Origin of the sequence: Enteractinococcus coprophilus, assembly GCF_006716305.1 — a bacterium.
Taxonomy (GTDB): domain Bacteria; phylum Actinomycetota; class Actinomycetes; order Actinomycetales; family Micrococcaceae; genus Yaniella; species Yaniella coprophila.
In genome coordinates this window covers 554,054-579,770 of the sequence record NZ_VFOU01000002.1, presented here as the reverse complement: position 1 = coordinate 579,770, position 25,717 = coordinate 554,054, and the positions used below count along the sequence as shown (strand labels likewise).

23 protein-coding genes are annotated in these 25,717 nt (G+C 55.5%); 16 read left to right on the top strand and 7 right to left on the bottom strand.

The features are described 5' to 3' along the window. Nucleotides 1-15 precede the first annotated feature (15 nt). The 13 genes from FB556_RS07395 to nrdR all read left to right on the top strand — a co-directional run bounded on the left by FB556_RS07395 (nucleotide 16) and on the right by nrdR (nucleotide 14,656). Nucleotides 16-1,233: an FtsW/RodA/SpoVE family cell cycle protein gene (locus tag FB556_RS07395; RefSeq protein WP_141866263.1), complete on the top strand. Its 1,218-nt coding sequence runs from the start codon at nucleotides 16-18 to the stop codon at nucleotides 1,231-1,233. Continuing rightward, entirely contained in the window at nucleotides 1,230-2,345 is a 1,116-nt protein-coding gene (gene murG / locus FB556_RS07390; RefSeq protein ID WP_141866260.1) for an undecaprenyldiphospho-muramoylpentapeptide beta-N-acetylglucosaminyltransferase, read from the top strand. Before FB556_RS07395 ends, murG begins: the two co-directional genes overlap by 4 nt. After that, nucleotides 2,342-3,850, top strand: coding sequence for a UDP-N-acetylmuramate--L-alanine ligase (gene murC / locus FB556_RS07385; protein WP_141866257.1), 1,509 nt, complete (start codon nucleotides 2,342-2,344; stop codon nucleotides 3,848-3,850). Before murG ends, murC begins: the two co-directional genes overlap by 4 nt. A gap of 6 nt (nucleotides 3,851-3,856) precedes the next feature. Beyond that, entirely contained in the window at nucleotides 3,857-4,870 is a 1,014-nt protein-coding gene (locus FB556_RS07380; RefSeq protein ID WP_141866255.1) for a cell division protein FtsQ/DivIB, read from the top strand. 150 nt (nucleotides 4,871-5,020) lie between these two features. After that, the gene (ftsZ, locus tag FB556_RS07375; protein WP_141866253.1) at nucleotides 5,021-6,196 is read left to right on the top strand and encodes a cell division protein FtsZ; all 1,176 of its coding nucleotides are present in this window, start codon (nucleotides 5,021-5,023) and stop codon (nucleotides 6,194-6,196) included. After that, entirely contained in the window at nucleotides 6,138-6,914 is a 777-nt protein-coding gene (locus FB556_RS07370) for a purine nucleoside phosphorylase YfiH/LACC1 family protein (protein WP_246057261.1), read from the top strand. The genes ftsZ and FB556_RS07370 overlap by 59 nt, the downstream gene beginning before the upstream one ends. Nucleotides 6,915-7,030: 116 nt before the next feature. Next, nucleotides 7,031-7,588, top strand: a complete 558-nt coding sequence (locus FB556_RS07365) for a cell division protein SepF (protein WP_141866251.1) — start codon at nucleotides 7,031-7,033, stop codon at nucleotides 7,586-7,588. Between the two features lie 43 nt (nucleotides 7,589-7,631). After that, the gene (locus FB556_RS07360) at nucleotides 7,632-7,925 is read left to right on the top strand and encodes a YggT family protein (RefSeq protein ID WP_141866249.1); all 294 of its coding nucleotides are present in this window, start codon (nucleotides 7,632-7,634) and stop codon (nucleotides 7,923-7,925) included. Nucleotides 7,926-8,119: 194 nt separating this feature from the next. Next, nucleotides 8,120-8,776, top strand: a complete 657-nt coding sequence (locus FB556_RS07355) for a DivIVA domain-containing protein (protein ID WP_141866247.1) — start codon at nucleotides 8,120-8,122, stop codon at nucleotides 8,774-8,776. Between the two features lie 118 nt (nucleotides 8,777-8,894). After that, nucleotides 8,895-9,458, top strand: a complete 564-nt coding sequence (gene lspA, locus FB556_RS07350; RefSeq protein WP_342774657.1) for a signal peptidase II — start codon at nucleotides 8,895-8,897, stop codon at nucleotides 9,456-9,458. A 9-nt stretch (nucleotides 9,459-9,467) separates the two neighbouring features. Continuing rightward, nucleotides 9,468-10,394, top strand: a complete 927-nt coding sequence (locus FB556_RS07345) for an RluA family pseudouridine synthase (RefSeq protein ID WP_141866245.1) — start codon at nucleotides 9,468-9,470, stop codon at nucleotides 10,392-10,394. 62 nt (nucleotides 10,395-10,456) lie between these two features. Next, on the top strand, nucleotides 10,457-14,035 hold the full coding sequence (dnaE, locus tag FB556_RS07340; protein WP_141866242.1) for a DNA polymerase III subunit alpha: 3,579 nt from the start codon (nucleotides 10,457-10,459) through the stop codon (nucleotides 14,033-14,035). Between the two features lie 135 nt (nucleotides 14,036-14,170). After that, a complete protein-coding gene (nrdR, locus tag FB556_RS07335; RefSeq protein ID WP_141866240.1) occupies nucleotides 14,171-14,656 on the top strand; it encodes a transcriptional regulator NrdR in 486 nt (161 codons plus the stop codon). A 59-nt stretch (nucleotides 14,657-14,715) separates the two neighbouring features. On the opposite strand, the gene map is transcribed toward nrdR, so the two are convergent. Then, the gene (gene map, locus FB556_RS07330) at nucleotides 14,716-15,687 is read right to left on the bottom strand and encodes a type I methionyl aminopeptidase (RefSeq protein WP_141866238.1); all 972 of its coding nucleotides are present in this window, start codon (nucleotides 15,685-15,687) and stop codon (nucleotides 14,716-14,718) included. A 47-nt stretch (nucleotides 15,688-15,734) separates the two neighbouring features. Here map and FB556_RS07325 point away from each other — a divergent pair, with 47 nt between their 5' ends. Further along, complete coding sequence (locus FB556_RS07325; RefSeq protein WP_141866236.1) at nucleotides 15,735-15,929, top strand: SPOR domain-containing protein; 195 nt, start codon at nucleotides 15,735-15,737, stop codon at nucleotides 15,927-15,929. Here the strand turns inward: FB556_RS07325 and panB are convergent. Beyond that, nucleotides 15,926-16,759, bottom strand: coding sequence for a 3-methyl-2-oxobutanoate hydroxymethyltransferase (gene panB / locus FB556_RS07320; RefSeq protein ID WP_141866234.1), 834 nt, complete (start codon nucleotides 16,757-16,759; stop codon nucleotides 15,926-15,928). The genes FB556_RS07325 and panB overlap by 4 nt on opposite strands. Nucleotides 16,760-16,836: 77 nt before the next feature. On the opposite strand from panB, the gene FB556_RS07315 reads away from it, so the two are divergent. Beyond that, the gene (locus FB556_RS07315; protein WP_141866232.1) at nucleotides 16,837-18,177 is read left to right on the top strand and encodes a glutamine synthetase family protein; all 1,341 of its coding nucleotides are present in this window, start codon (nucleotides 16,837-16,839) and stop codon (nucleotides 18,175-18,177) included. Then, on the top strand, nucleotides 18,174-21,263 hold the full coding sequence (locus FB556_RS07310) for a bifunctional [glutamine synthetase] adenylyltransferase/[glutamine synthetase]-adenylyl-L-tyrosine phosphorylase (RefSeq protein WP_141866230.1): 3,090 nt from the start codon (nucleotides 18,174-18,176) through the stop codon (nucleotides 21,261-21,263). Before FB556_RS07315 ends, FB556_RS07310 begins: the two co-directional genes overlap by 4 nt. On the opposite strand, the gene FB556_RS07305 is transcribed toward FB556_RS07310, so the two are convergent. The 5 genes from FB556_RS07305 to ribD are packed head-to-tail and all read right to left on the bottom strand — an operon-like array spanning nucleotide 21,260 to nucleotide 25,710. Beyond that, nucleotides 21,260-22,249 carry an LLM class flavin-dependent oxidoreductase gene (locus tag FB556_RS07305; protein ID WP_141866228.1) on the bottom strand — a complete coding sequence of 330 codons (990 nt, stop codon included), beginning with the start codon at nucleotides 22,247-22,249 and terminating at the stop codon, nucleotides 21,260-21,262. The two genes, FB556_RS07310 and FB556_RS07305, sit on opposite strands and share 4 nt — an antisense overlap. 55 nt (nucleotides 22,250-22,304) lie before the next feature. Next, entirely contained in the window at nucleotides 22,305-22,775 is a 471-nt protein-coding gene (ribH, locus tag FB556_RS07300; RefSeq protein WP_141866226.1) for a 6,7-dimethyl-8-ribityllumazine synthase, read from the bottom strand. A gap of 12 nt (nucleotides 22,776-22,787) precedes the next feature. Continuing rightward, on the bottom strand, nucleotides 22,788-24,032 hold the full coding sequence (ribB, locus tag FB556_RS07295; protein WP_141866224.1) for a 3,4-dihydroxy-2-butanone-4-phosphate synthase: 1,245 nt from the start codon (nucleotides 24,030-24,032) through the stop codon (nucleotides 22,788-22,790). Next, nucleotides 24,029-24,652, bottom strand: coding sequence for a riboflavin synthase (locus FB556_RS07290; protein ID WP_141866222.1), 624 nt, complete (start codon nucleotides 24,650-24,652; stop codon nucleotides 24,029-24,031). Before FB556_RS07290 ends, ribB begins: the two co-directional genes overlap by 4 nt. After that, entirely contained in the window at nucleotides 24,652-25,710 is a 1,059-nt protein-coding gene (ribD, locus tag FB556_RS07285; protein ID WP_170200405.1) for a bifunctional diaminohydroxyphosphoribosylaminopyrimidine deaminase/5-amino-6-(5-phosphoribosylamino)uracil reductase RibD, read from the bottom strand. Before ribD ends, FB556_RS07290 begins: the two co-directional genes overlap by 1 nt. Nucleotides 25,711-25,717: the final 7 nt, after the last annotated feature.

Below are 25,717 nucleotides of genomic sequence, written 5' to 3'. Positions count from 1 at the left end.
CACCAGGAGCACGACATGACCCAAGGTCCCGTACCTCCCGCAGCTCGTGTCTGGGATTGGTTGACCGGTAAGCATTCTACGAAATCCGCCTACTGGATGATTCTGGGTCCCACCCTGGCACTGACGTTCATCGGTGTCATCATGGTGTTATCGGCGTCGTCGGTCGAATACATCGGTGGGGCCGGGTCGTTTTCGTCCCTGCGCTCCCAGGGGCTCTACGCTGTCATCGGGATTATCCTGTTGTTCTGGATGGGCAAATGGCGCCGGACGACTTATCACAAACTGGCAGTGGTCATGTTGTTTGCTTCAATTTTCCTGTTGTTGTTAGTTTTTACCCCGCTTGGTGTCGAGATTAACGGTAACCGCAACTGGATTCGAGTCGCAGGCTTTTCTTTCCAACCCGCCGAAGCAGCCAAACTGGCCTTTAGCGTGTGGGCTGCCTTTGCACTAAGCCAAAAACTCAAATACACCGCCTATGGTAAAGACCTACTGGTACCGGTGGTATTTCCCTTCGGCGCACTGCTCGTCGTGTTGATTGGCGCAGGCCGTGACCTGGGTACCGTACTGATCTTGTCGATGATCATCGCCGTGGTTCTCTATCTGGGTGGCATGCGAGGGATGTACCTATTGGCCACCGCGGCTGGCGGACTGCTCGTCGTGGCAATTCTGACCATGATGTCGTCGAACCGCATGTTACGTATTCAAGCCTGGCTAGGTCAGTGTGATCACCCGGCAGACCCCTGTTACCAATATGAACAAGGGATCTTTGCCTTAGCCTCGGGCGGTTGGTTTGGTCTTGGGTTGGGGCAATCACGACAGAAATGGTCATACATTCCAGAAGCCGGCAACGACTTTATCTTCACCGTGCTTGGCGAAGAACTCGGTTTACTAGGCGCCTTGCTTGTTATCGGATTATTTATCACGTTGGGCCTGGGCATGTTCCGAGTTGCATATAATACGACCGATCATTTCGTACGGATTGCCACCGGTGCCATCATGACCTGGTTGCTAGGACAGGCCTTCATGAACATTGCTATGGTCACTGGTCTACTGCCAGTCATTGGTGTGCCGCTGCCATTTATTTCGGCGGGCGGTTCAGCGTTGCTGATGGCTATTCTCGCCGTCGGTGTCGTCCTATCATTCGCCCGCCACCAGGCCCACGAACTTCAACACAACACCCAGTCTGTGACCACCGAACCCAAGGTCAAAGAAAGCGTACAATCGAGACAATGAATACGACCATGAACGTAGTCTTTTGCGGCGGTGGCACAGCAGGCCACGTGACACCCATGCTGGCCATGGCTGAGACACTAAACCGCAGTTATCAAGACACTGACATCGACGTGAACATTTTGATGATCGGGACAGCCGAAGGTATGGAGGCTACCCTGATTCCGGATGCCGGATACGAGTTTGCCACCATTGAAAAAGTGCCCATGCCGCGCAGCGTCTCCATCGATCTTGTATCGCTACCGTTTCGACTCCGTACCGCGATCAAACAGGCCCGAAAACTTTTACGCGAACACCAAACCCAGGTGGTTGTCGGCGTTGGAGGCTACGCCGCAACCCCGGTATATCTGGCAGCGCGAGCCGAAAAGATACCCGTCATCGTCCACGAAGGTAATGCGCGTCCGGGACTAGCCAACAAACTCGCGGCCCGGTTTGCCACGGTGGTCGCCTGCGCTTTTGAAAATACCGACCTCCCAGGGGCGATCCATGTCGGCATGCCGCTACGCAGCGAAATCTCCCAGCTCCCGATAGGCCCTACCATGCGGCATGAAGCCCGCCGTTCGCTGGGCCTAGACCCCGATAAAACAACTTTGGTGGTCACCGGGGGATCGTCCGGGGCGCAAAATATTAACGCGGCTATAGCTGGTGCACTTGATGACCTCTTGGAAACCGGCGCACAAATCCTGCATCTCACCGGCCGCGATAAGACCATTACCGACGAGGTCGGCAACCGGATTGAGAAACCTGGGTATGTCCAAGTGGAATATATCGACGGTTTGTCAAGGGTCTACCAAGCCGCTGACCTCATTGTTGCTCGCGCAGGTGGAGGCACGGTCCATGAAATCGCGGCGATTGGCCTGCCATCCGTGTTGGTGCCGTTGCCGGTGGGCAATGGAGAACAAGAACTCAATGCCGCCAGCTTGCGTGAATCTGGGGCGGCTGTAGTCGTACCAGATAAGGATTTCACTTCGCAGTGGGTCGCCACCCGTTTGCCGAATCTCCTACAAGACGAGGCACGGCTGGAATACATGGCCCAGACCGCTAAGAACTTCGGCATCACCGAAGCCGCCGAGACTATGGTTCGCATCATTTCCGAAACGAAAGTCGCTCGATGACTACATCTGTTATTCCTGCTCTGCACGACATCACCCATGCTCATTTTCTTGGCGTCGGGGGAGTCGGAGTCTCCGGGATCGCCCGAATCTTTGCTGCTCGCGGGATCACTGTTACCGGAACCGATGCGAAAGATCTTCCGGTCATGGACCAACTTCGGGATCAAGGCGCCACGCTGTATGTAGGATACGCTGCTGAGAATATCGCACGCGCGGAAGCCGATAGCGGTCATCCCATCGATGTCATTATCGCCTCGACTGTGGCTGGCCCCGATAATCCGGAACGTCAAGCCGCAGAAGCTGCCGGGATACCGATTTATCACCGTTCCCAAGGACTTGCTGCCGCGATGGAGGGCAAAAAAGTGCTGACGGTTGCTGGCACCCATGGCAAGACCACGACCTCTTCGATGGCAGCTGTGACATTTGCCTCCGCTGGCTACGAACCCTCCTACGCCGTGGGAGCAGCGATCGCCAATCTTGGCACGAATGCAGACCACGGTGCAGGGGAGTGGTTCATCGCAGAAGCCGACGAATCTGATGGCTCGCTGCTGAACTACACCCCCGACATCTCTATTGTCACGAATATCGAGGCTGATCACCTGGACTACTACGGTACCGAGGCAGCCGTCCACCAGGTGTTCACAGACTTTGCCAACCGCATTCGGCCTGACGGGGCGCTCATCATATGCGCTGATGACCCGGGGGCGGCTGCACTGGGGCAACGACACCGTGATGCGGCCACCGTTGAGTCTCCGCGCGCCAAGGTGTATACCTACGGTTTGCTCACGAGTATGAACCCATCTGGCACTATCAACACTCACGAACAGCGGCTGGACCTAGCTATCACCGATATTCAGCCAGATCTATCGGGCACCGGTCAGCAGGTGACCTACCGATTTGCCGATGGCAACTACCAGGTGATTCGTCTGGCAACCCCTGGAACCCATAACGCGCTCAATGCCGCAGGGGTGCTCTTAGCTGCAGTCATCGCCGGTATACCGGCCGACGCAGCCGCTCAGGGGCTCGCGTCGTTTACCGGGTCGGCGCGACGCTTTGAACATCACGGCACAGTCAATGATGTCCGTGTATATGATGATTATGCGCATCATCCCACCGAGGTCACCGCCGCGATCACTGCGGCCAACGCAATGGCTGGTGGCAATAAAGTACATGTGATCTTCCAACCGCATTTGTACTCGCGCACTCAAGATTTCGCCACAGAGTTTGCCACAGCTTTATCGAATGCCTCGACCTGTCGGGTGCTGGACATTTATCGAGCGCGTGAAACCCCGATTGATGGCGTGACCGCAGAATTGATCACCGAGCAACTGTCTGATGAGCTTAAGACTCGAGACCCACATGCCACGCAAGTAGCTTCACGACAACACGCGGTGGCGTCCGTCGTTCAGACCGCCACGCCGGGTGACATCATCCTGACCCTTGGTGCAGGAGACGTCAATCAGCTGATCGACGATATTCTGGTCGGTCTCGATCACCGTAACCACTAAGTGTTTATGTCCAAATCGCCATCAGATAAGCAACCTCAGGAAGTCACCAAGAAGTACCCGGGACTTACTGAGAAAAAACCTGTGAAATCTATTTCGGTCGAGCGACCATTGCATAGCGACCAGAAAACCGTCACCGAAACAAATCTTGATCCGATTGACGACGACACGGTAACACCTGCGAAGCAAAAGAAATCCCGTAAAAAACCGGCTCGACCCAAGGCCAAGCAGACCAATGCAGTCCCGCGATCAACGGCGAAACCCTCAAATCCCGCGCCCGATGATCACATCGTGCTCGAACTGCCACCGAGCCCAGAACACCGCAAAGCGAAACGTCGCAAAGTCCTGTGGATATGGACCGGTATCATCCTGACGTTCCTGACCGCTGGCTGGGCAATTTTGTACTTCAGCCCGATTCTGGCCATCGAAGATGTCTCTCATGAGGGACTAGACCTGGTTGCCCAGTCCGAGGCTGAGGAACGCACCACCGGCCTCGTCGGGATACCGCTGCCCCAGGTCACGGACCGTAAGGTAACCGAACTTTTTGCTGATAACCCCGCGGTTGATCATGTGACCTTACGTGCCGAGCCACCTCACGGGATCGTGGTCATTGTTCATGAGCACAAGCCCATTGCTATGAGTCCCAGCGGCAAACAATATGTCGTGTTTTCCGACGAAGGTACCGAACTTGCCGAAATCCCATCCAAAAGGGCTCAAGAGTTTGATCTTCCTGTGGTCGCTTCGGCATCTGATGTTACAGATCAAGAGGTCTTCGATACCATCACGGCGGTGCTGGGCTCACTACCAGAAGACCTACGGGAGCAAGTACGTGCCGCCTCAGGGACCTCCATCGATTCGATAGAGCTAGAGCTTAGTTCAGGAAAAATGGTGATGTGGGGTAATAGCGATCAGGCAGAGAAAAAAGCTCAAGTCTTAGAGGCTCTTTTAGGTCTTGATAAAGACGAAGCAGCAGAAATCTCCGAGTATGATGTCTCTGCGCCCGATTTTCCGGTCACTCGATAGCTATTTTCACGTGCATTTTGCACGATCGTGCCGACACACGGCAGATGGTCATTGCTCAGGTGCGACCCGCAGCATATCGTGAGCTAAAGAACGAAACTTGGACGCAGCTGGAACTCCGTCCCACCACGAACGCAGAATAGGGATCATATCGTGACCTCACCCCAGAACTACCTGGCCGTCATCAAAGTTGTTGGTGTCGGCGGCGGCGGCGTGAACGCTGTCAACCGAATGATCGATGTCGGATTGCGCGGCGTTGAGTTTATCGCCATTAATACCGATGCGCAGGCATTGCTGATGTCCTCTGCCGAAGTGAAACTCGACGTTGGGCGTGAACTCACCCGTGGGCTGGGCGCCGGTGCTGATCCAGAGGTTGGCCGTCAAGCTGCCGAAGATCACGTCGAAGAAATCGAAGCAGCGCTCAAGGGCGCGGACATGGTATTCGTTACCGCAGGTGAAGGCGGCGGTACCGGAACCGGTGCCGCACCAGTCGTCGCTCGTGTCGCTCGCTCACTAGGCGCGCTCACGATTGGCGTCGTGACCCGTCCGTTCACATTCGAAGGACGTCGTCGTGCGACGAACGCTGAATCCGGTATCGAAGCACTACGCGATGAAGTCGACACGCTCATTGTGATTCCAAACGACCGTCTGCTGTCGATCTCGGACCGATCGATTTCTATTATGGAAGCCTTCGAAGAAGCCGATAAGGTTCTCCTCTCCGGGGTCCAAGGCATTACGGACCTCATTACCACTGCAGGCTTGATTAACCTGGACTTTGCTGATGTGAAGTCTGTGATGCAAGGTGCGGGTTCGGCGCTGATGGGCTTGGGTGCTGCACAGGGCGAAAACCGTGCGGTTGAAGCAACCGAAGCCGCGATTGCCTCTCCACTGTTAGAAGCCTCTATCGACGGTGCGCACGGTGTACTGCTGTCCATCCAGGGTGGAACCGATATGGGTCTGTTTGAAATCAACGAAGCAGCTCGGATGGTTCAGGAAGTAGCGCACCCCGAAGCCAATATCATCTTCGGTGCTGTTATCTCCGATAATCTCGGCGATGAAGTTCGCGTTACCGTGATCGCAGCCGGCTTTGATGACCCGGTTCCGGCCGCTCAGGAAACACCGCAGGCGCAGGTGGCCTCGCCGGTGGCTTCGGTTTCGGCCATCAGTCCGGTCGCTGCTCCGGAGTCAAACCACGTTGGTCAACGAGCCGAAGTAGCTTCCAGCCCGCAGGAAGAGACCGAGAAATCAAACGTGGAACCACTGCCAACCGTTGTCGAATCTTCCAGCCGACGCAACGACGACTTGGACGTGCCAGATTTCCTCAAGTAAGTCACTGATCTACCAGCACCGCACCGATACTGGCCACCACGTTGGATTTACTTCTACGGCTGCCGGAAATATGTCGATGACGGTGCTGGATCAGGATGAAACGGCGCAGGACACGGCGCGCAATCGTCGTGAACTGGAACGGCAACTGGGCATCATGCCCGGTACGACACGCTTCGTGTCGCAAACCCACTCCACCACCGCATTAGAAACCGGTGATGTTGGTTGGGCGGAGCAAGACACGCTCGGGGAAGCCGATGCAATCATCTCCCCGGATGGCACAGATCCCATCGCCATCTTGGTGGCTGACTGTTTGCCGGTGGCTTTCACTACCGATTACGGACCCACCGCAGTAGCCCATGCAGGACGCGTTGGGCTCTTAGGTGGGATACTCCAAAACACCGTGCAACGACTACGTGCACAGGATGCAAGTGGAACCGGGACAATTCAGGCGATCATCGGCCCGGGTATTTGCGGTCAGTGCTACGAGGTTCCCGAAATCATGCGGGACGAAGCTGCCGGCGAATACCCCGAGATTGCAAGTACGACCTCCTGGAACACGCCGTCCTTAGACCTGCCCGCAACAGCCGAGACCATCTTGCGATCAGCAGGCGTGAATGTCTTTCGTGTACCAGAATGTACCTACACCAATGACCAGCTGTATTCACATCGCCGTCATCCCGGGATCGGACGCATCGCCGGTTTTGTCTGGAAACCTTAAAGTTCTCTTCGAAGAGTGTGCGACACACCGCACCAACGTGCGTATTTCCAAAGAATATTGCTGTTTGTCTACTAGGGTCAATAGTGTCCTAGAACCATCAAGGATTTGAGGTGCGCATGGTTAGCGGATTCAAAAAGGCCATGATCCGAATGGGTCTGGCCGATAGTGACGAAGCGTATGAACAAGAGCTTCTAGAAGAAGAACGCAAGACAAGTCCTACACTAGCTGACGTTCCGGAAGAGCCCACGGCCGCAGAAGTTGCACCAGAACCCGTCAAGCCGGTTGAATCTAAACCGTCTGGCCCGCGAGCTGTGCCGGACGACAAGGATGACTACCGCGCCCCGGTCACACCGATTAAGCGTGTGGTCCAGTCCCGAGAGGAAAGCGCTGAAGTGCACAAATTGCGTACTATCCATCCGCGTTCGTATAACGACGCCAAACTAATTGGTGAGGCAATTCGATCCGGTATGCCCGTGATTATCAATGTCACCGATATGGCAGAGTCGGAAGCAAAACGTTTGGTGGATTTCTCCGCAGGGCTAGCATTTGGTCTCCACGGTGCGATTGAGCGCGTTACCAACAAAGTATTTTTGTTGACGCCTACGGACGTGGAAAACGTCGTTGACGGTCACTCCAGCTCAGCACAGGACGAAGATTTCTTCGACCAGGCATAATGTAGCCGACAACGAAACGTATCGACGAAGAAACTGAGGACTTGTGCAATTATTCTGGACTCTGCTGTACTTGGTGGCAACCATTTACTTCTTTATCCTCGTTGTGCGAATCCTCTACTCGTTGGTCAATGTCTTCGTCCGGGACTGGCGTCCGCGAGGCATCAACCTGGTTGTTGCAGAGCTTGTTATGACGCTAACCGACCCTCCGCTGCACTTCTTCCGCCGCTTCATACCTCCGCTGCGATTTGGGCAGGTCTCTTTAGACCTGTCGTTCATCGTAGTTTTTCTTATCGTCACGATCATCAGATTTATCGCACTTCAAGGCGCTACAGCCTGATAAAAATCAAGTAATATTGCTCAATACAGCAGGTATTTAGCCGTAACAGCCACGTCGACTACTCGTTAAGTGATTTGCGATGCTAATGTTATCTAACAGATACATAAGTAGACGTGAGCTACGTGCTCAACCTACTGATCAGAAAGCAAAATGTTTTCGTATTTTGTACAGGACCAAGTAATTGGGGTGACCACATGGCTCTCACGCCGGAAGTTGTAGTCAATAAGAAGTTTCAAGTCACGAAATTTCGTGAAGGCTACGACCAAGACGAAGTAGATGATTTTCTCGATGAGATCGTTGAGGAACTACGCCGTCTGAACCAGGAAAATGATGAACTGCGCCGTCAAGTGGCGGAGCTTGAAACTCAAACCGGTGAATCTGCGCCCGTACCAGCTCCTGTACCTGCGGACGGCCTCGATGATGAATCTACTGCCGCCGATCTGCCAGTCGTCGAGGCTGAACCAGTCGTCGAACAAGCTGTAGTAGAACCAGAACCAGAAATCGTGGAAGCCGCTCCAGCAGCCCCGGCAGAACCCGCACATGAATCGACTGCTGAATCAGCTGCCGGTGTGTTGGCCATGGCCCAGCGTCTGCACGATGAATACGTTGCTGAAGGCGAGCGTAAACGCGACGAAATTATCTCCGAGGCCGAGCGCGAAGCAAACCGCATGGTGACCGAAGCTCAAGAGACGTCTCGCAAGACTTTGGACGAACTCGAAAAACGCAAAACAATCTTGGAACGCGAAGTCGAAGAGCTTCGTGGCTTCGAACGCGATTACCGTTCACGCCTGCGCGCTTTTATCGAGAATCAACTGCAAGACCTCGATTCACAAGCACGGGTCACAGACTAGTCTTTGGCACTTTTTCGACACCACTATGCTGTCGACGCCACTACCAATGGTCGGCTATTTTGCAGAAAATAGCCGACCATTGTGTTTGTAAAATTGTGAAGATGCCTTAGGAGCACCCGTGGCCAAAGCCTTTAAGCCAGTACCTCAACGCGCCTGGTGGATCGCTTTGATCCCGATGATAATTGCGTACCTCGCTGACTTATGGACCAAAGAGACCGTGCTCGCAAACATGTCGGAGGGTGAACGAATTGTCGTTATCGAGCCCGTCTTGTCTTGGCATTTCATCCGCAACCCCGGTGCAGCGTTCTCCATCGGTACGGACTACACATGGATATTTACGATCATCCAGGCAGCAGGGCTGCTCATTGTGCTGTGCTTGATAGTCTTTCGGGCAAGGACCCTACCCTGGCTCATAACACTGGGCAGTCTTGCCGGTGGGATCGCTGGAAACCTGACCGACCGACTCTTTCGTGAACCAGGGTTCGGTATCGGACACGTAATCGACTTCATCGCGCTGCCAAACTTCGCCATATTCAATATCGCAGATTCTTTCATCGTGGTTTCGATCATCGTGATTGTCATTCTGGTGATGATGGGCAAGACCCTGGATGGTAAACCTGAGACCGATGACACAGCTCATAACCAATCCGACGGCTCACCAGCGTCCGGGGACCGCGATTAGGGTAGTGGTATGACCACCCCAGAACTACACCGTCTCACGGTTGATGTGACCAGCCGAGGCCGAGCAGACGCCGTTGTAGCGCACGCCGCCGGCATATCGCGTACGAAAGCTGTCGAATGGATTCAACGCGGATTTGTATTAGTCAATCATGAGGTTGCGGTGAAGTCCACCAAACTGCGTGCCGGAGATTCTCTCACCATAACCATCCCTAATGATCCCGACCCGCTCGAGGTGAAAGCAGAATTCGTGCAGGACCTAATCGTCGTCGATGACGAAGAACACTACGTTGTTATTGATAAACCAGTGGGCGTCGCTGCTCACCCTTCCCAAGGTTGGCGTGGGCCCACCGTGGTCGGAGGCCTGGCTGCGCTTGGCATCGATATTGCAACCTCGGGTCCACCAGAGCGTCAAGGTATTGTCCAACGGTTAGACGTTGGCACATCGGGACTCATGGTCGTTGCCAAAACGGAAGTCGCCTACAGCCGGTTAAAGCAGGCTTTTCACGATCGAACCCCAACACGGAACTATCATGCGATGCTTGAGGGTCTGCCGGACCCACTCAGTGGCACAATCGATGCACCGATCGATCGCATGCCGGGATATGAATGGCGCTTCGGTGTAGTCGAGGGCGGTAAACAAGCTATCACCGAGTACCAAACCTTGGAATCGTTTGGGACTGCCACGCTGGTCGATGTAAGACTCCGCACTGGACGGACCCACCAGATCCGCGTACATTTCTCGGCCCTGAACCATCCGCTCGTTGGGGATCTCACATACGGTGCAGATGCTGGGCTAGCAGCTGAACTTGGGCTGACTCGACAGTGGTTACATGCCGTAGGGCTTGGGTTCAACCACCCGGTCACCGGGCAGTTTGTGTCCTATACCACCGATTATTCGATGGACCTGCAATACGCGCTCGATCGCTTAAGAGAATAGTTTTATAAAACGATTAGACTGACTGACGCGAGTCAATCAACAACCCGGAGGTCGATCCATATATGGCGAGGGGCAGTGCCCAACACGATGGTTTTGTTCACCTTCACACGCATACCGAATATTCGATGCTAGATGGTGCGGCAAAACTTGATGAACTATTTGCCGAAGCCAATCGTCTTGGCCAGGAAGCCATAGCTATAACAGACCACGGGTACCTTTTTGGAGCCTTTGACTTCTGGAACAAGGCCCAACAGTACGGCATTAAACCCATCATCGGCCTAGAAGCTTATCTTGCACCCGGACACCAACATCGCACAGATAAAACTCGCGTTCGTTGGGGCGACCCGGACCAACGTGGTGACGATGTATCAGGTAGTGGTGCTTACACCCACATGACATTGTTGTCTAAAAACAATACCGGCATGCACAACTTGTTCCGGATGGGGTCTCAAGCTTCCTTAGACGCCGTGTACGCCAAATGGCCACGTATCGATCGGGAGCTTCTCAACGACTATTCCGAGGGCATCATCGCGACGACGGGATGCCCCTCTGGAGAAGTACAAACTCGTCTTCGTTTGGGGCAGTATCAAGAAGCACTTAATGCTGCAGCTGAGTTCCGGGATATTTTCGGTAAAGACAATTTCTACGTCGAAGTGATGCAGCATGGGTTAGATATAGAGCGCCGAGTGATTGGCGACCTGCTGCAGATCGCCAAAGATCTCAAACTACCTTTGGTTGCGACCAATGATCTGCACTACACTCACCAGCACGACGCCAAGCATCACGAAGCACTGCTGGCTCTGCAGTCTGGGTCCAGACTTAGTGAACCAACCTATGATGAGGGCGGGTCGCGTTTCGCGTTTTCTGGCAATGACTATTACTTGAAGTCTGCCGCCGAGATGCGCACACTGTTTTCTGATCTACCGGAAGCGATCGACAATACACTGATCATTGCAGAACAGTGTGAGGTGAGTTTCAACACTGAAGCAAACTACATGCCCAAGTTCCCGACCCCGCCGGGGGAGGACGAAACCAGCTGGTTGGTCAAGGAAGTCAATAGCGGACTTCGGGTTCGTTACCCCGATGGTGTGCCAGCCCATGTCCAGAAACAAGCCGACTACGAGCTTGAAGTCATTATTAACATGGGCTTCCCTGGATATTTCCTAGTCGTAGCCGACTTTATTAACTGGGCGAAGGAACAGGGCATCCGCGTGGGCCCAGGTCGTGGCTCTGGTGCGGGGTCGATGGTAGCCTATGCTCTTCGCATCACGGAACTAGATCCACTGAAACACGGTTTGATTTTTGAGCGTTTCCTTAATCCTGATCGTGTGTCCATGCCGGACTTCGATGTGGACTTCGACGATCGTCGGCGCAACGAAGTTATCGAGTACGTGACTGAAAAATACGGTGACGAACGGGTGGCGATGATTGTCACCTATGGAACTATCAAGACCAAGCAGGCGCTCAAAGACTCTGCTCGTGTGTTGGGCAAGCCTTTTTCTATGGGTGACCAACTGACCAAGGCATTGCCGCCAGCTGTCATGGCCAAGGATATCCCTTTGGCAGATATTGAGGATCCAGAAGCACCACGTTATTCAGAAGCCGGCGACTTCCGGGAACTTTTGCAAACTGACCCAGAAGCGCAAGAAGTATTTGAGACTGCCAAAGGGATTGAAGGCTTGATCCGCCAATGGGGCGTCCATGCTGCCGGTGTGATCATGTCCTCGGACCCCATCATTGACGTCATTCCGATTATGCGGCGGCTTGTTGACGGACAGGTTATTACGCAGTTTGACTATCCCACCGCTGAGGCGCTGGGCCTGATCAAAATGGATTTCCTCGGTCTGCGAAACCTCACCGTGATTTCGGACGCGGTAGAGAATATCAAACTGAACCGAGACTTCACGCTGGATCTGGAAAACCTCGATCTCGAGGATCAAGCATCGTATGAGCTCCTGGCCCGTGGTGACACCCTTGGGGTGTTCCAACTCGACGGTGGGCCCATGCGGTCACTGTTGAAACTCATGCGTCCAGACAACTTCGAAGACATTTCCGCGACCCTAGCGCTGTATCGTCCGGGGCCGATGGGGGCGAATTCGCATAATAACTATGCGCTGCGTAAGAACGGGTTGCAAGAAGTCACCCCAATTCACCCGACGCTCAAAGAGCCACTGGAAGAAATTCTTGGCGTGACTTACGGCTTGATCGTGTATCAGGAACAGGTCATGTCGATCGCGCAGAAGGTTGCAGGATATTCGCTAGGTCAAGCAGATATTTTGCGCCGTGCAATGGGTAAGAAGAAGAAAGAAGAGCTAGACAAACAGTACGAAAGCTTCCAGCGGGGCATGCTAGATAACGGGTACCCACAGGAGGCTATTACTGCTCTGTGGAATATCCTTCTACCGTTCTCGGATTATGCATTCAATAAAGCACACTCGGCTGCTTACGGTCTGGTGTCTTACTGGACGGCATATCTGAAGGCACACTATCCGGCCGAATACATGGCTGCCTTGCTGACCTCGGTGTCCCACGATAAAGATAAATTGGCGATATATCTCAACGAGTGTCGTCGGATGGATATTAAGGTTCTGCCGCCAGATGTTAATGAGTCTGAACAGAACTTCACTCCCGTTGGGACGGACATCCGTTTCGGTATGGGTGCTGTACGCAACGTGGGTGCACACGTGGTTGCAGGAATGGTCAAAGCCCGCGATGAGCAAGGTGCTTTCACGACTTTCCAGGACTTCTTCAAGAAAGTTCCACAAGAAGTTTGTAACAAACGAACCATCGAATCCATGATTAAGGCCGGTGGTTTCGATTCGTTGAATTACACGCGCAGATCGTTGCTTGCTGTGCATGAGGAGGCCGTCGACGCCTCGATGGTCCAAAAGCGCCAAGAAGCGAATAACCAGTTCGATTTCTTCTCCCTGCTGGAAGATACCGAAGATGCTGGAGTCGATACCGGCTTTGGTATTACCGTGCCCGATCTGCCGGAGTGGGATAAGAAAACCAAGCTCGGATTTGAACGCGAAATGATCGGGCTCTACGTATCCGACCACCCGCTGCAGGGTCTAGAGCAGGTGTTGGATCAACATGCGGACTACACTGTCAGTCAGATTCTTGACGAGGACGGGCCCGCTGATGGCTCATTTGTTACTATTGCAGGGCTGATCACCTCCCTCGAACGCCGCGTTGCCAAGACCTCAGGCAATCCGTATGCGCGGGCTGAGGTAGAAGATCTCGCAGCGTCCATCGATGTGATGTTCTTTGGGCGAGTATATGAGCCAATCTCCAGCGTGATTGCAGAGGATCTGGTGGTCTCCATTAAAGGGCGTGTGCAACGTCGCGACGATGGATCGGTGGTGATCTCCGCTCAAGAGATGACCATCATTGATACCACTGATTTAGGTTCTGATGGGCCATTGAATTTGACGATTCCATCGTTCAAAGCCACCGAACCGTTAATCCGCCAGCTTGGTGATGTTCTCCGCAATCACTCGGGCACCACCGATGTGAATATCAAGCTCGTAGGCAATCTGAGCATGGAAATTATGCGAGTCGGACCCCAGTATAAAGTCAATCCAAATCCTGCTCTCTACGGAGATTTGAAAGTGCTGTTAGGACCAGCCTGTCTCGAATAACAGAACCCGACCCCTCTTAGGTAGACGTCCAGATCTATCTCGTCACTATATGTAGTACCTCAAAGGGTTGAACTACAACAACATGTAGGGATAGTATTTGTTTAGACCTAATTTTATAGAGAGGTTTACTTCCCCATGCACTGTCCTTTTTGTCGACATGAAGAATCCCGAGTAGTAGACTCACGGTCATTAGAGGACGGTTCGGCAATTCGTCGCAGGCGCGAATGCCGGTCGTGTGATAAGCGCTTCACCACGATGGAAACCACGTCGTTGAGCGTTATCAAACGTTCTGGCGTGGCCGAACCGTTCAACCGTGCCAAAGTGGTCAATGGTGTCCGCAAAGCCTGTCAAGGCCGACCGGTTTCCAATGATGACTTGGCGAAACTGGCACAGGAGGTTGAAGAGTCCATTCGAGCAACCGGTCATGCCGAGATCGATGCCCATGAAGTCGGCCTTGCTATCTTAGGCCCACTGCGTCGACTCGACCAGGTGGCCTACCTGCGGTTTGCTTCGGTGTATCAAGACTTTGACAACCTCGACGATTTTGAAAAAGCCATCCAAGAATTAAGGGTACGACCCGAAGCGGAGGAGCCACTACAAACTAAACTGTTCGTCCGTTAATAGACTCCGGTGGAGCCTGGAAGGGGAAGCCAGGTTCCACCGGTCTGCTTGCGATCAGTTCAGTCAGTGGTTGTCAGGACCTCAGCACCGTCGTCGGTGACCACAATGGTATGTTCGAATTGGGCACTGCGTTTGCGATCTTTTGTGACCACAGTCCATCCGTCGTCCCACAACTCCCAAGCGATGCCCCCCAGGGTCAGCATGGGCTCGATGGTAAATACCATGCCCGGGACCATGACCTCATTATGACGTGGCGCCGTATCGTAATGCGGCACGATCAACCCTGAATGGAACTCACGGCCAACGCCGTGTCCAACAAAATCCTCGACCACACCGTAGCCAAAACGCTTGGCATACGTTTCGATAACCCGACCGATCACGTTGATTTCTCGACCGGGTTTCACCGCTTTGATCGCACGCTCGAGTGCTTTTTCAGTTCGTTCGACCAGCAAACATGACTCTTCATCAACGGTGCCTACCAAGAACGTCTTATTATGGTCTCCGTGGTGGCCATCTTTGTACACGGTGATATCAATATTGACGATATCGCCATCTTCTAACACTGTGTCGTCAGGAATTCCGTGGCAGATCACCTCGTTTAGGGAGGTGGTCATAGATTTTGGGAATTCCTTATAGCCCAACGTCGAGGGCCAAGCATCGTGACCAATAATAAATTCATGACCAATGCGATCAAGCTCAGCCGTGGTAATCCCCGGTTGGATGTATTGTTCCACCAGGTTCATGGCATCGGCAGCCAGACGTGATGCCGCGCGAATCTTCGCGATACCTTCGGCGTCATAGACGTCGCCATGAAGCCCTTCGACGGCATCCTTTTTGCCGACATAATCAGGGCGGGCGATATGATCGGGGACCGCTAGCTGCGCGGACACGAGGCCAGGGGTTAACCGGCCTTGCGGTGCCCGTGATCCTGGTTCACCGCGCGGTGGAGAATCGACCGGGTGGTTATGAGAATTGGGTGAGCCGGGCTCTATGACCGGAAGAGACGCAAGGTTAGGTGGGGTAAAAGTCATGCTTACAAGTCTATCTGCCTGCTAGCTTGATCTGGTATGAAAGAAGTATGACTGAAGGAAAACGCTACTGGTACAACGTCAAAACTGGCCAAGTCGAAGATGGTCCTCAATCATTCTCGAAGGACCGCATCGGTCCTTTTGCTACGCGTGACGAAGCCGAACATGCACTTGAGACCTACGCGCAACGCAACAGGGCTTGGGACGAGCAAGACGAAGAAGATGCAGAATGGGGGCTTCGCTAGAAGCTGTGATCGTCGTTAGGGAACTTAGCTTGAAGCACGTCTTCACGGTACTGTTGTGCCGCGTCTGACAGCACCTGGCCAACATCAGCATATTTTTTGACAAACGAGGGGACTCGCCCGCGATTGAGGCCGAAAGCATCCTGCCAGACAAGCACTTGACCCGTTGTGCCATTGCCGGCCCCGATCCCTACAGTGGGGATCGTCAGAGCTTGATCAACGGCGGCGGCGACTTCGGCAGGTACCATCTCCATGAGCAACATCATTGCTCCAGCATCCTGCAAGACCAAGGCCTCTTCCACCATCCGAGTGCTCGCATCTGCGTCGCGACCTTGCACCCGGTAGCCACCCAACACGTGTTCGGACTGCGGAGTAAAACCGGTATGGGCCACCACCGCGACACCCGCGGCCGTGAGGGCCTGAATGTGGGGCGCGTATTCGATCCCACCTTCCATCTTGACCGCAGAAATCCCGGTTTCTTTCACCAACTGGATACCCGACTCTACAGCCTGTTCAACCGAGGCTTCATATGAACCAAACGGAAGGTCTGCAAGAACAAAAGCCCGTTCCGTGCCGGCCACCACAGCTTTCGAAAAGGTGATCATATCGTCCATGGTCACACCCAACGTGGAGTTCTGCCCCTGAACCACATTGCCCAAAGAATCACCGATTAATAAGGTCTCAATCCCGGCATGATCAAAGATCTGGGCGGTGGTCGCGTCGTAACACGTCAGCATCGCAAACTTACCGCCGGCGTCCTTAATCTGTTGGAAGTGGACGGAACGATACCGTGCTGGAGTCTTTTTCAATACGGAGTACGGGGAATCAACCATGCCAACAGTCTAATGGCTCATTGCTATTGTGGTAGGTGAACCCCAGTATTTGTCCGATCGGAAGAGATACCGCAGTCATGGATCGTCAGCAAGAATACGTGTTACGCACCCTTGAGGACCGGGATGTCAGATTTATACGGCTCTGGTTTACCGATGTGGTGGGCGCGCTGAAGTCGGTGGCTCTAGCCCCCGCCGAGGTCGAATACGCCTTCAGTGAGGGCCTGGGCTTTGATGGTTCCTCCGTTGAAGGTTTCACGCGGATCTTCGAATCCGACATGTTGTTACAACCGGATCCGACAACTTTTCAGATCCTGCCGTGGCGCGGTGATGAGGAACAGACCTCACGCATGTTCTGCGACGTCAAAATGCCCGACGGCGAACCCTCCATGGCTGACCCGCGCAATGTGCTGCGTCGCACCCTGAACACAGCCGCCGATATGGGGTTCAGTTGCTATCTGCACCCGGAGATTGAATTTTATTTATTCAAGGCAGACCAGTGGGACGATCAGGGTGTGCCGGTACCGGTTGATGAGGCTGGGTACTTCGATCACGTCCCGGGCGGGGTGGCCCAGGATTTTAGGCGTGAAGCCGTTTCTATGTTGGAAGCCGTGGGTATTTCGGTTGAGTTCTCCCACCACGAGGCAGGGTGGGGCCAAAATGAGATTGACTTACGCGTCGCCGATGCCTTGTCGAGCGCGGATAACATCATGACGGCGCGCACTGTGATCAAAGAGGTAGCTACTCTTCGGGGGCTGCACGCCAGTTTCATGCCCAAGCCGCTTGGATCACAGCCGGGTTCGGCTTTGCACACTCACTTTTCGTTGTTTGAGTCCGATGCTAACGCGTTTCATGAGCCCGGAGCCGAATACCAGCTCTCTACCACAGCGCGCCGATTCATTGCCGGGGTACTGCGGTACTCTGCCGAAATCACCGCTGTAACCCATCAGTTCGTCAATTCGTATAAACGGTTATGGGGAGGCAAAGAAGCGCCGTCGTATGTGTCCTGGGGACATAATAACCGTTCTGCGCTGGTGCGTATCCCGCTACATAAACCCAATAAGGCCGGTTCTGCCCGGATTGAATACCGGGGTATCGATGCTGCGGCCAACCCCTATCTGGCCTATGCCTTGATCATCTCGGCGGGGTTGAAAGGCATCGAGGAAGAATATGAGCTGCCTGACGCCGCAGATGAAGACATTGGACTCTTGACCACGCGTGAACGAATGCTGATGGGCCACGCTGCGCTGCCGACCACTTTGCACGACGCGCTCGGAGTGCTTGAAGAATCCGAATTCGTCGCCGACGTGCTGGGCGAAAGCGTGTTCCAATCGTTCTTACGTGCCAAACGAGCCGAATGGGATGAGTACCGAGTCAATGTATCGCCCTTTGAAATTCGGCGGTACCTGGACGCTATATGAGTCAACCGCTAAGCCACCGTGAATTATTATCCGCTGGGATACAAGACACCGCACGCGCCGAATCTTTACTGGACTCCAAAGAACTAGTAGGCGTTGAGCTAGGAGACCTGTTAGCCCAGCTTGCCGTGGCCCCCGACCCAGATACCGCGCTGTTGTTGCTGATTCGGCTCATTGAACGCGAACCTACAGTGACCAGGCTGGTGACGGCGGATGCAGCCCGGCCATTATTGCGTTTGCTTGGTGCGTCCGAAGCGCTTGGTGAGTATCTGATTCGACGTCCCGAACAACTGGATATTTTCCGCGACCCAGATGTGGATTCCACCCCGGCGTGCGGGGGATTAGTTGATGCACAAGGCAGCGCAATCGACGCAGCGCCCGTACTGCGAGCGCGCCTGCTGGCGTCAGTCGGTGCCGACCCTTACGAAGAACCGCCCGTTGCCACTATGACGGGCAAGGACGCTTCGGTGGCGTTGCGTGTTGAATATCGTCGCCAGCTGGTGGCTATCGCTGTTCAGGACCTGATGGCCGATGACCCGGTGGCGATGCAACCAGTGGTGTCTATGTGGCTGTCAGATCTAGCGGCGGCCGTCTTAGAAGCCGCGTTGGCCGTATCCCGTGCGGAGATATTGATCCGTTATGACGAGGCCACCGATGTTGAACTGACGGTGATTGCCATGGGCAAGTGCGGTGCCCGGGAGCTGAATTACTTTTCTGACGTCGATGTGATCTTCGCTCACGATGTGGCCGAGGGGTCCCAGTTGACTCGTCAAGCAGCCGCCGATATTGCCGGCGAACTTGCCGCGGGGATTACCACGGTGGTGAATCAGCCTGCCCGTGAACCGGCGCTGTGGGAGATTGATACGAATCTGCGTCCTGAAGGACAAGACGGTGTGTTGTCACGAACGGTATCCTCACATCTGGAGTATTACCAACGTTGGGCGCACACCTGGGAGTTCCAAGCGTTGCTAAAAGCACGCCCTGTAGCAGGCAGCCTTGCGCTCGGGCAGCGCTACCTGGACGCGTTGAGTTCGCTGATCTGGCAAGCTTCTACGCGTGAAGGGTTTGTGCGTCAGGTCCAGCGCATGCGTCACCGGGTGATTGATCATATTAGTCACGATCAACGCCAACGTGAGATCAAGTTGGGCCCTGGGGGTTTGCGAGATGTTGAATTCCCCGCCCAACTCTTGCAGCTAGTTCATGGCAAGACCGACCCCGAGCTTCGTGTTCGAGCAACCGAGGATGCTCTGGAAGCGCTGCAGGCCGGCAGCTACATTGGACCCAGCGACGCGCAGGTCATGACCAACAACTACCGGTTTCTGCGTCTGATTGAACACCGAGTCCAACTGGTCCGGTTGCGTCGCACCCATATGATGCCTGACACCGAGCACGAGTTACGGATGCTCACTCGATCCATGCGTCCCATCAGTGGCCAATGGCCCAAGGACCCCGAGCAGTTGGTCAAAGCGTGGAAGGCTACGGTGCGGTCCAACCGGACTTTATTCGAACAGCTCTTCTACCGTCCGTTGTTACCGTCCACCGCTGCCTTGTCCCCAGACGATGCCCGACTCACGCCTGAGGCTGCCACAGCACGGCTAGCCGCCCTTGGCTACCGGGATCCTCGGGGCGCGGTCCGGCATATCCAATCGCTCACCTCCGGGGTGTCGCGGCAAGCGAAACTCCAGCGGCAAATCCTGCCGGCCATGTTGGGTTGGCTGGCGTGGGGTCCCGATCCGGACGGCGGATTGTTAGGATTTCGCAAACTCAGCGAGTCCGTTGGGGGATCGCACTGGTATCTGCACATGCTCAGAGACTCTTCAGCAGCCGGGGAGCGTCTGGCACATGTTTTATCCTCGTCGCGATACATCACCGACATGTTAGAGCACACTCCGCAGGCTGCCGCGTGGATGGATCGGGACCAGGATCTAATGCCGTTGAGCCTGGACACAATCCAGACGGAAATGACGGCCTTGATTCACCGTCACCCGAATCTGCCCGATGCCGCGCGCTACGTTCGAGTCGTGCGTCGTCGTGAGATTCTGCGTATCAGTTTGGCGGATGCGTGTGACTTAGTGGAACAGCCCCAGGTGTCTCAAGCGCTCGCAGCAGCTGATCAGGCGGCTGTTGAAGCTTTATTGCGGCTGGTAGTCGATCACGTAACCCAGAAATGGGGCGGGGAGGGGCCGCGCGCCGACGTCGCCGTCATTGCGATGGGTCGACAGGGTGGCTATGAGGCTGGGTATGGGTCGGATCTGGATGTTATGTTCGTGCATCAGCCGGCCGCCGGGGTAGCCGTTGACGAAGCCAGTCGTTTTGCTGTCGATGTTGCCAAAGCGCTCATCAGCTTTATGAAGATGCCCACGCGGCCCCCGATCGTGTTGGAGCCGGTGTTGGAGATAGATGCGGATCTGCGACCGGAGGGACGACGCGGCCCGCTGGTACGTTCGTTAGATTCATACCGGGCGTATTACGAACAGTGGGCCGATACCTGGGAGATCCAGGCCTTGCTCAAAGCTCGTGCGATCGCTGGCTCACAGCATCTCCAAGATGCGTTTACTCAATGGGCTGATTCGGTGCGCTATACGCATGGACTCACGAAAGCCCAAGCCCAAGAGATCCGACGAATGAAAGCCCGAGTCGAGGCGGAGCGGCTCCCGCGAGGCGCGGACCCCGCACGCCATCTGAAACTTGGCCGAGGTGGCCTCACGGACGTCGAATGGCTCACTCAGACTCTGCAGCTGCAACATACGCCCGATTATCCGGAACTGCAAACTACCAACACCCTCAAAGCACTCGAGGCTGCTAAAGCTGCGGAGTTGTTGACAGCTGAGGATGCGAACATCTTGATCCACGCGTGGAGTCTTGCCACCAGGATCCGTTCGGGCATCGTCATCTCAACAGGGAAGGTGTCAGATGTTTTACCGACGAACCGTGACCTGCTCGAAGCGCTGGCACGGTGGACCGGTTATGACGCCGGGGAAGTCGGCGAGTTTGAAGATGACTATTTGCGCATCACTCGCCACGCGCGAGCAGTATTTGAGCGGGTATTTTATGGGACCACCAGCCCGCGCGCGGTCAGCGACTTTTAGCGTTGGATAATGTGCTCCGACATTAACTGCAAAGCACGTCGACGGTCTTCCAGCGGACCGGCCATATTCGTCACGATGAGTTCATCGGCGTTGACGCGGGATGCGAAATCATCTAGCCACTCACGGACTACGTTCGGGGTGCCCACGGCGGTCATTTCTAGCATCTGCAGCACTTGCTGCCCAGGTACCGAGTGTACGAGTTGTTCCACCTCATCATCGGTGAGCTGCCGGCCGCGGCCGAGCATCGTACGGATGCGAGCTCGTTTGGCCCGTTCCCAAAGTTCATCGGCACGCTGTTGAGTATCCGCGACAATCACATTGGCCGCGGCAATGAAGTAGGGCTCGGCGAGACCCTCCGAGGGTTTGAACTCGCTGCGATACAGGGCCGCAGCAGACTCGAGCAGCTGCGGAGCAAAGTGCGAGGCGAAGCTATAGGTCAGGCCGAGTTGGGCCGCCAGCTGCGCACCGAAATGCGATGACCCCAAAATGATCAGTGGCACATTGGTACCGGAGCCGGGGTAGGCGTTGATTCCCGGAATACGAGATTCACCTTTGAGATAACTTTGCAGCTCCAGCACATCCGAAGGGAACCGTTCAGCGGATTGGTTGGTCCGCCGCAATGCCATGAGCGTTTTCTGGTCAGTTCCCGGGGCTCGGCCCAACCCGAGGTCGATCCGGTCGCCATACAGCTCATGGAGCGTCCCGAACTGCTCAGCGATCACCAGGGGAGCGTGGTTAGGCAACATGATGCCCCCGGCTCCGAGGCGAATGTTGGTGGTGTGTGCACCCATGTGGGCTAGTAACACCGAGGTGGCCGATGACGCGATAGTTTCCATGTTGTGGTGTTCAGCGAACCACAGTCGGTGGAACCCAAGCTCATCGGCCAATACGGCAAGTTCCGTGGATTCTTTCAGCGATTGGGCAATCGGTTGGCCGTGGCGAACGGTTGCCAGATCGAGAATGGACACGGGGTAGGGTGCAGTCAAGGTACCTCCAGAAAAAATGTTTGTCTAGAACGTACAGCACCAAGTGAACTGGGAATTATTCCGTCAACTGCTTGACGGACATCGCCAAGTGGAGGGCGGCCTCGGCTGCTTCTTGGCCCTTCGATTCGTGGGAATCAGCAAGTCCGGCACGGTCGAGTGCCTGGGCGTCGTCATCGACCGTGAGGATTCCAAAGCCCACAGGTTTGCCAGCATCAAGTTGGACCCGGGTCAACCCGGAGGTCACAGCGTCGGCGACAAAATCAAAGTGCGGGGTTTCACCGCGGATGATGACCCCGAGGCAGACGACGGCGTCATAACCGTTGGCAAGGGCCGTTTGTGCGGCCAAAGGGATTTCGAAGGAGCCGGCAACGGTGACCAGCTCATAGGTAGCGCCGGAGGATTCCAGGGTGGATTTCGCGCCGTCGATGAGTCCGTTCATGACGGTTGTGTGCCAGGATCCGGCAATGATGGCGACGTTGAGTCCGGTGGCATCGACTGCAAGGTGGGGGGCGCCGTGTTTGGCCATGGTGGGTACTCCTTAGAGGTTTTCGGTGGGGATGGCGTGGTCGAGTTTGGTGGCTTTGGTGGTCAGGTAGCCGAGATTTTCTGGGTGTTGGCCCACGACCAGTCCGATGCGCTCGGTTACGGTGATGCCATTGGCTTCTAACTGGGTGACTTTGTCGGGGTTATTGGTCATGAGTTTGACGTTATGGATACCCAGGCTGTCGAGGATCTCAGCGGCAGCCGTGTAGCTGCGGGCATCGATAGGCAGCCCGAGGTGTTCATTGGCTTCGATCGTGTCCAAGCCCGTGGACTGTAACTGGTAGGCCCGAATTTTATTGCCCAATCCGATACCGCGTCCTTCGTGCCCGCGCAGATAAATGACGATACCGCCGTGCGTGCCGATATATTCCAGTGAGGCATCAAGCTGGGCGCCGCATTCACATTTCTGCGACCCGAAGGCTTCACCGGTCAGACATTCAGAGTGCACTCGCACCACTGTGGGTTCTTCGGTTCGAAGGGTGGTATTAGGACCAATCAAGGCCAGGTGTTCAACCCCGGCTTTACGGTCGCGGTAGACCTTCATGGTCAGCGGTCCGAAATCGGTGGGGACGAGTGCTTCGGCGCGCTGGGAGACATGGCGGTGCGTGATCTTGTCTGGCGCGGTCTCGGGGTGGTGTGCGTTGAGGTAATGGATGAGCGCTTCGATGGTGATAACCGGGATATTTTGTTCGGCACCCATCTCGATGAGCCCCGGCAGGCGCATCATATCGCCGTCATCGGCCACGATTTCGGCGATGACGCCCACCGGTGCAAGACCGGCCAGACGCATCAGCTCAACGGCGGCTTCGGTATGTCCGGGGCGCTGGCGGACCCCTCCGCCTACTGCCCGCAGCGGCAGAATGTGCCCGGGACGGTTCAGGTCACTGGGTGTGGTGTGCTCGCCGGCCAGCAGGTTCACAGTGTGGGCACGGTCGGCTGCCGAAATGCCGGTGGTCACACCTTCTGCGGCGTCAACGGTCACGGTGTAGGCGGTTTGGCGAACGTCTTGGTTGTTGGTCACCATCATCGGCAACTCCAACCGATCGGCAATCTCATCCGACATCGGCGCGCACAGCAGCCCCGAGGAGTGCTCGACCATAAAGGCGATGGTTTCAGTGGTTGCCAGCTGGGCCGAGAGGATCAGGTCCCCTTCGTTTTCGCGGTCTTCGTCATCGGCGACGATGACCGGTTGTCCAGCGGCGATGGCTGCGATGGCGGAGTCAATGGTGTCGAGTTTCATTTTCCCTCATTGGTTTGGAACTGGATCATGCGGGCAAGGTGCCGGGCGAGCAGGTCGGTTTCAAGGTTGACGACGGTGCCTACCTCTGCGTTGCCTAATGTGGTGGCTTCTAGAGTTTCGGGGATGAGAAAGATATCAAAATAGTGCTCGACCGCATCTTGTGCAGACACCCCAGCGACGGTCAGTGAAATGCCGTCGACTGTGATGGAGCCTTGATCGATGAGATACGGTGCCAAGTGTGCGGGCAGGCTCAGGCGCATCCGGGTCCACTTTTCGTCGGCTTCGATCTCGACGACGCTGCCGACGGCTTCCACATGCCCCTGGACAATATGGCCGCCAAACCGGTCGGTCACCGCCATGGCTGGTTCAACGTTGACCTCATCGCCCACGGCTTTGGTGCCCAACGAGGTCAGGTTCAAAGTCTGGACCATGACGTCGGCGGTGAACGTCTCGGCGGTGAACTCGGTGACGGTGAGACACACTCCGTCGATGGCAATGGAATCGCCGCGTGAGACATCGGTGAGCACTTTGGGTGCACGTATCGTCAAGGCCAGTGTGTCGTGCGATGTTTCGGCGATATCGGTTATGGTGCCGCGGGTCTGTATGATGCCGGTGAACACTAATGATCCTTCCGCAAGGTAGTAACGAGATCGGTGTCCAGTCGGTGGACGCCGTAAAAACTAAAGTTCAGCCGCTCTTCGAGCGTGGAAATGCCGATGTCGCCAATGGCATGATAGGGCCCACCCAGGACGGTTGGTGCAGTGTAGATCAGCAGCTTGTCGACGAGCCCCCCGGCCAGCGCCGCGGTGAGAAACCGGGGACCAGTTTCTAGGAAAACCCGCGGCGAACATCCGACCAGATCCTTGAGCTGCGCAAAGTCTGCGGCGAGATCAGTGCCGGTAAATTGCGGTGCCCTATCGAGACCTCGGTGCACTACGGCAGGGTGGCCGTGAATTTTTGCGTGATCGCTGATGGGCCCTGCACCAAACACCACGGGCAGCGGTTGATCCGGTGCTGGGACCAGCAGACCTCCGGCCGCATCACGGGCGGTCAAAGTTGGATCATCGGTTGCCACGGTGGCGGTCGTGGTAATAATGACGTCGGCCAGGGCACGCTGGATGTGTACATGGCGACGAGCGGTCGCTGAGGTAATCCATTGGCTGGTGCCGTCTGCAGCAGCGAGTCTGCCATCTAATGATTGGGCCCATTTGGCGATGGTGTGACCACGGGTTTGTCCGGTTCGAGCATGCCACGGTGCGATGAGTTGGGCGGTGGCCACCGATTCGATGCCGCCGATGACCTGACGCCCGTGCGCGAACAGTGTGGTCGCGCCTCCGCTGGATTCGACTCCGATATCGGGTTGACCATACACAATGGTGCCAATGCCTGCGGCCAGCAGGGCTTGAGCACACGGCGGGGTTTTACCGGTGTGATTGCACGGCTCCAGTGTGACGACCGCGGTCAGTTCAGCCGGATCGAGTGTGGGATCGAGTTCGGTCAGAGCGACGATTTCGGCGTGATCTGTACCCGCTCCGTTGTGGAAACCCTCTGCAACGATGATTCCGCCAGCATCCAGAATCACGCAACCCACCTGTGGATTGGGATCCTCGGCCGGGCCACGGTGCGCGAGTAAGATCGCGCGCTGCATTGCCGTAGCTAGCTGGGCGTGGGATAACATCCGGCGT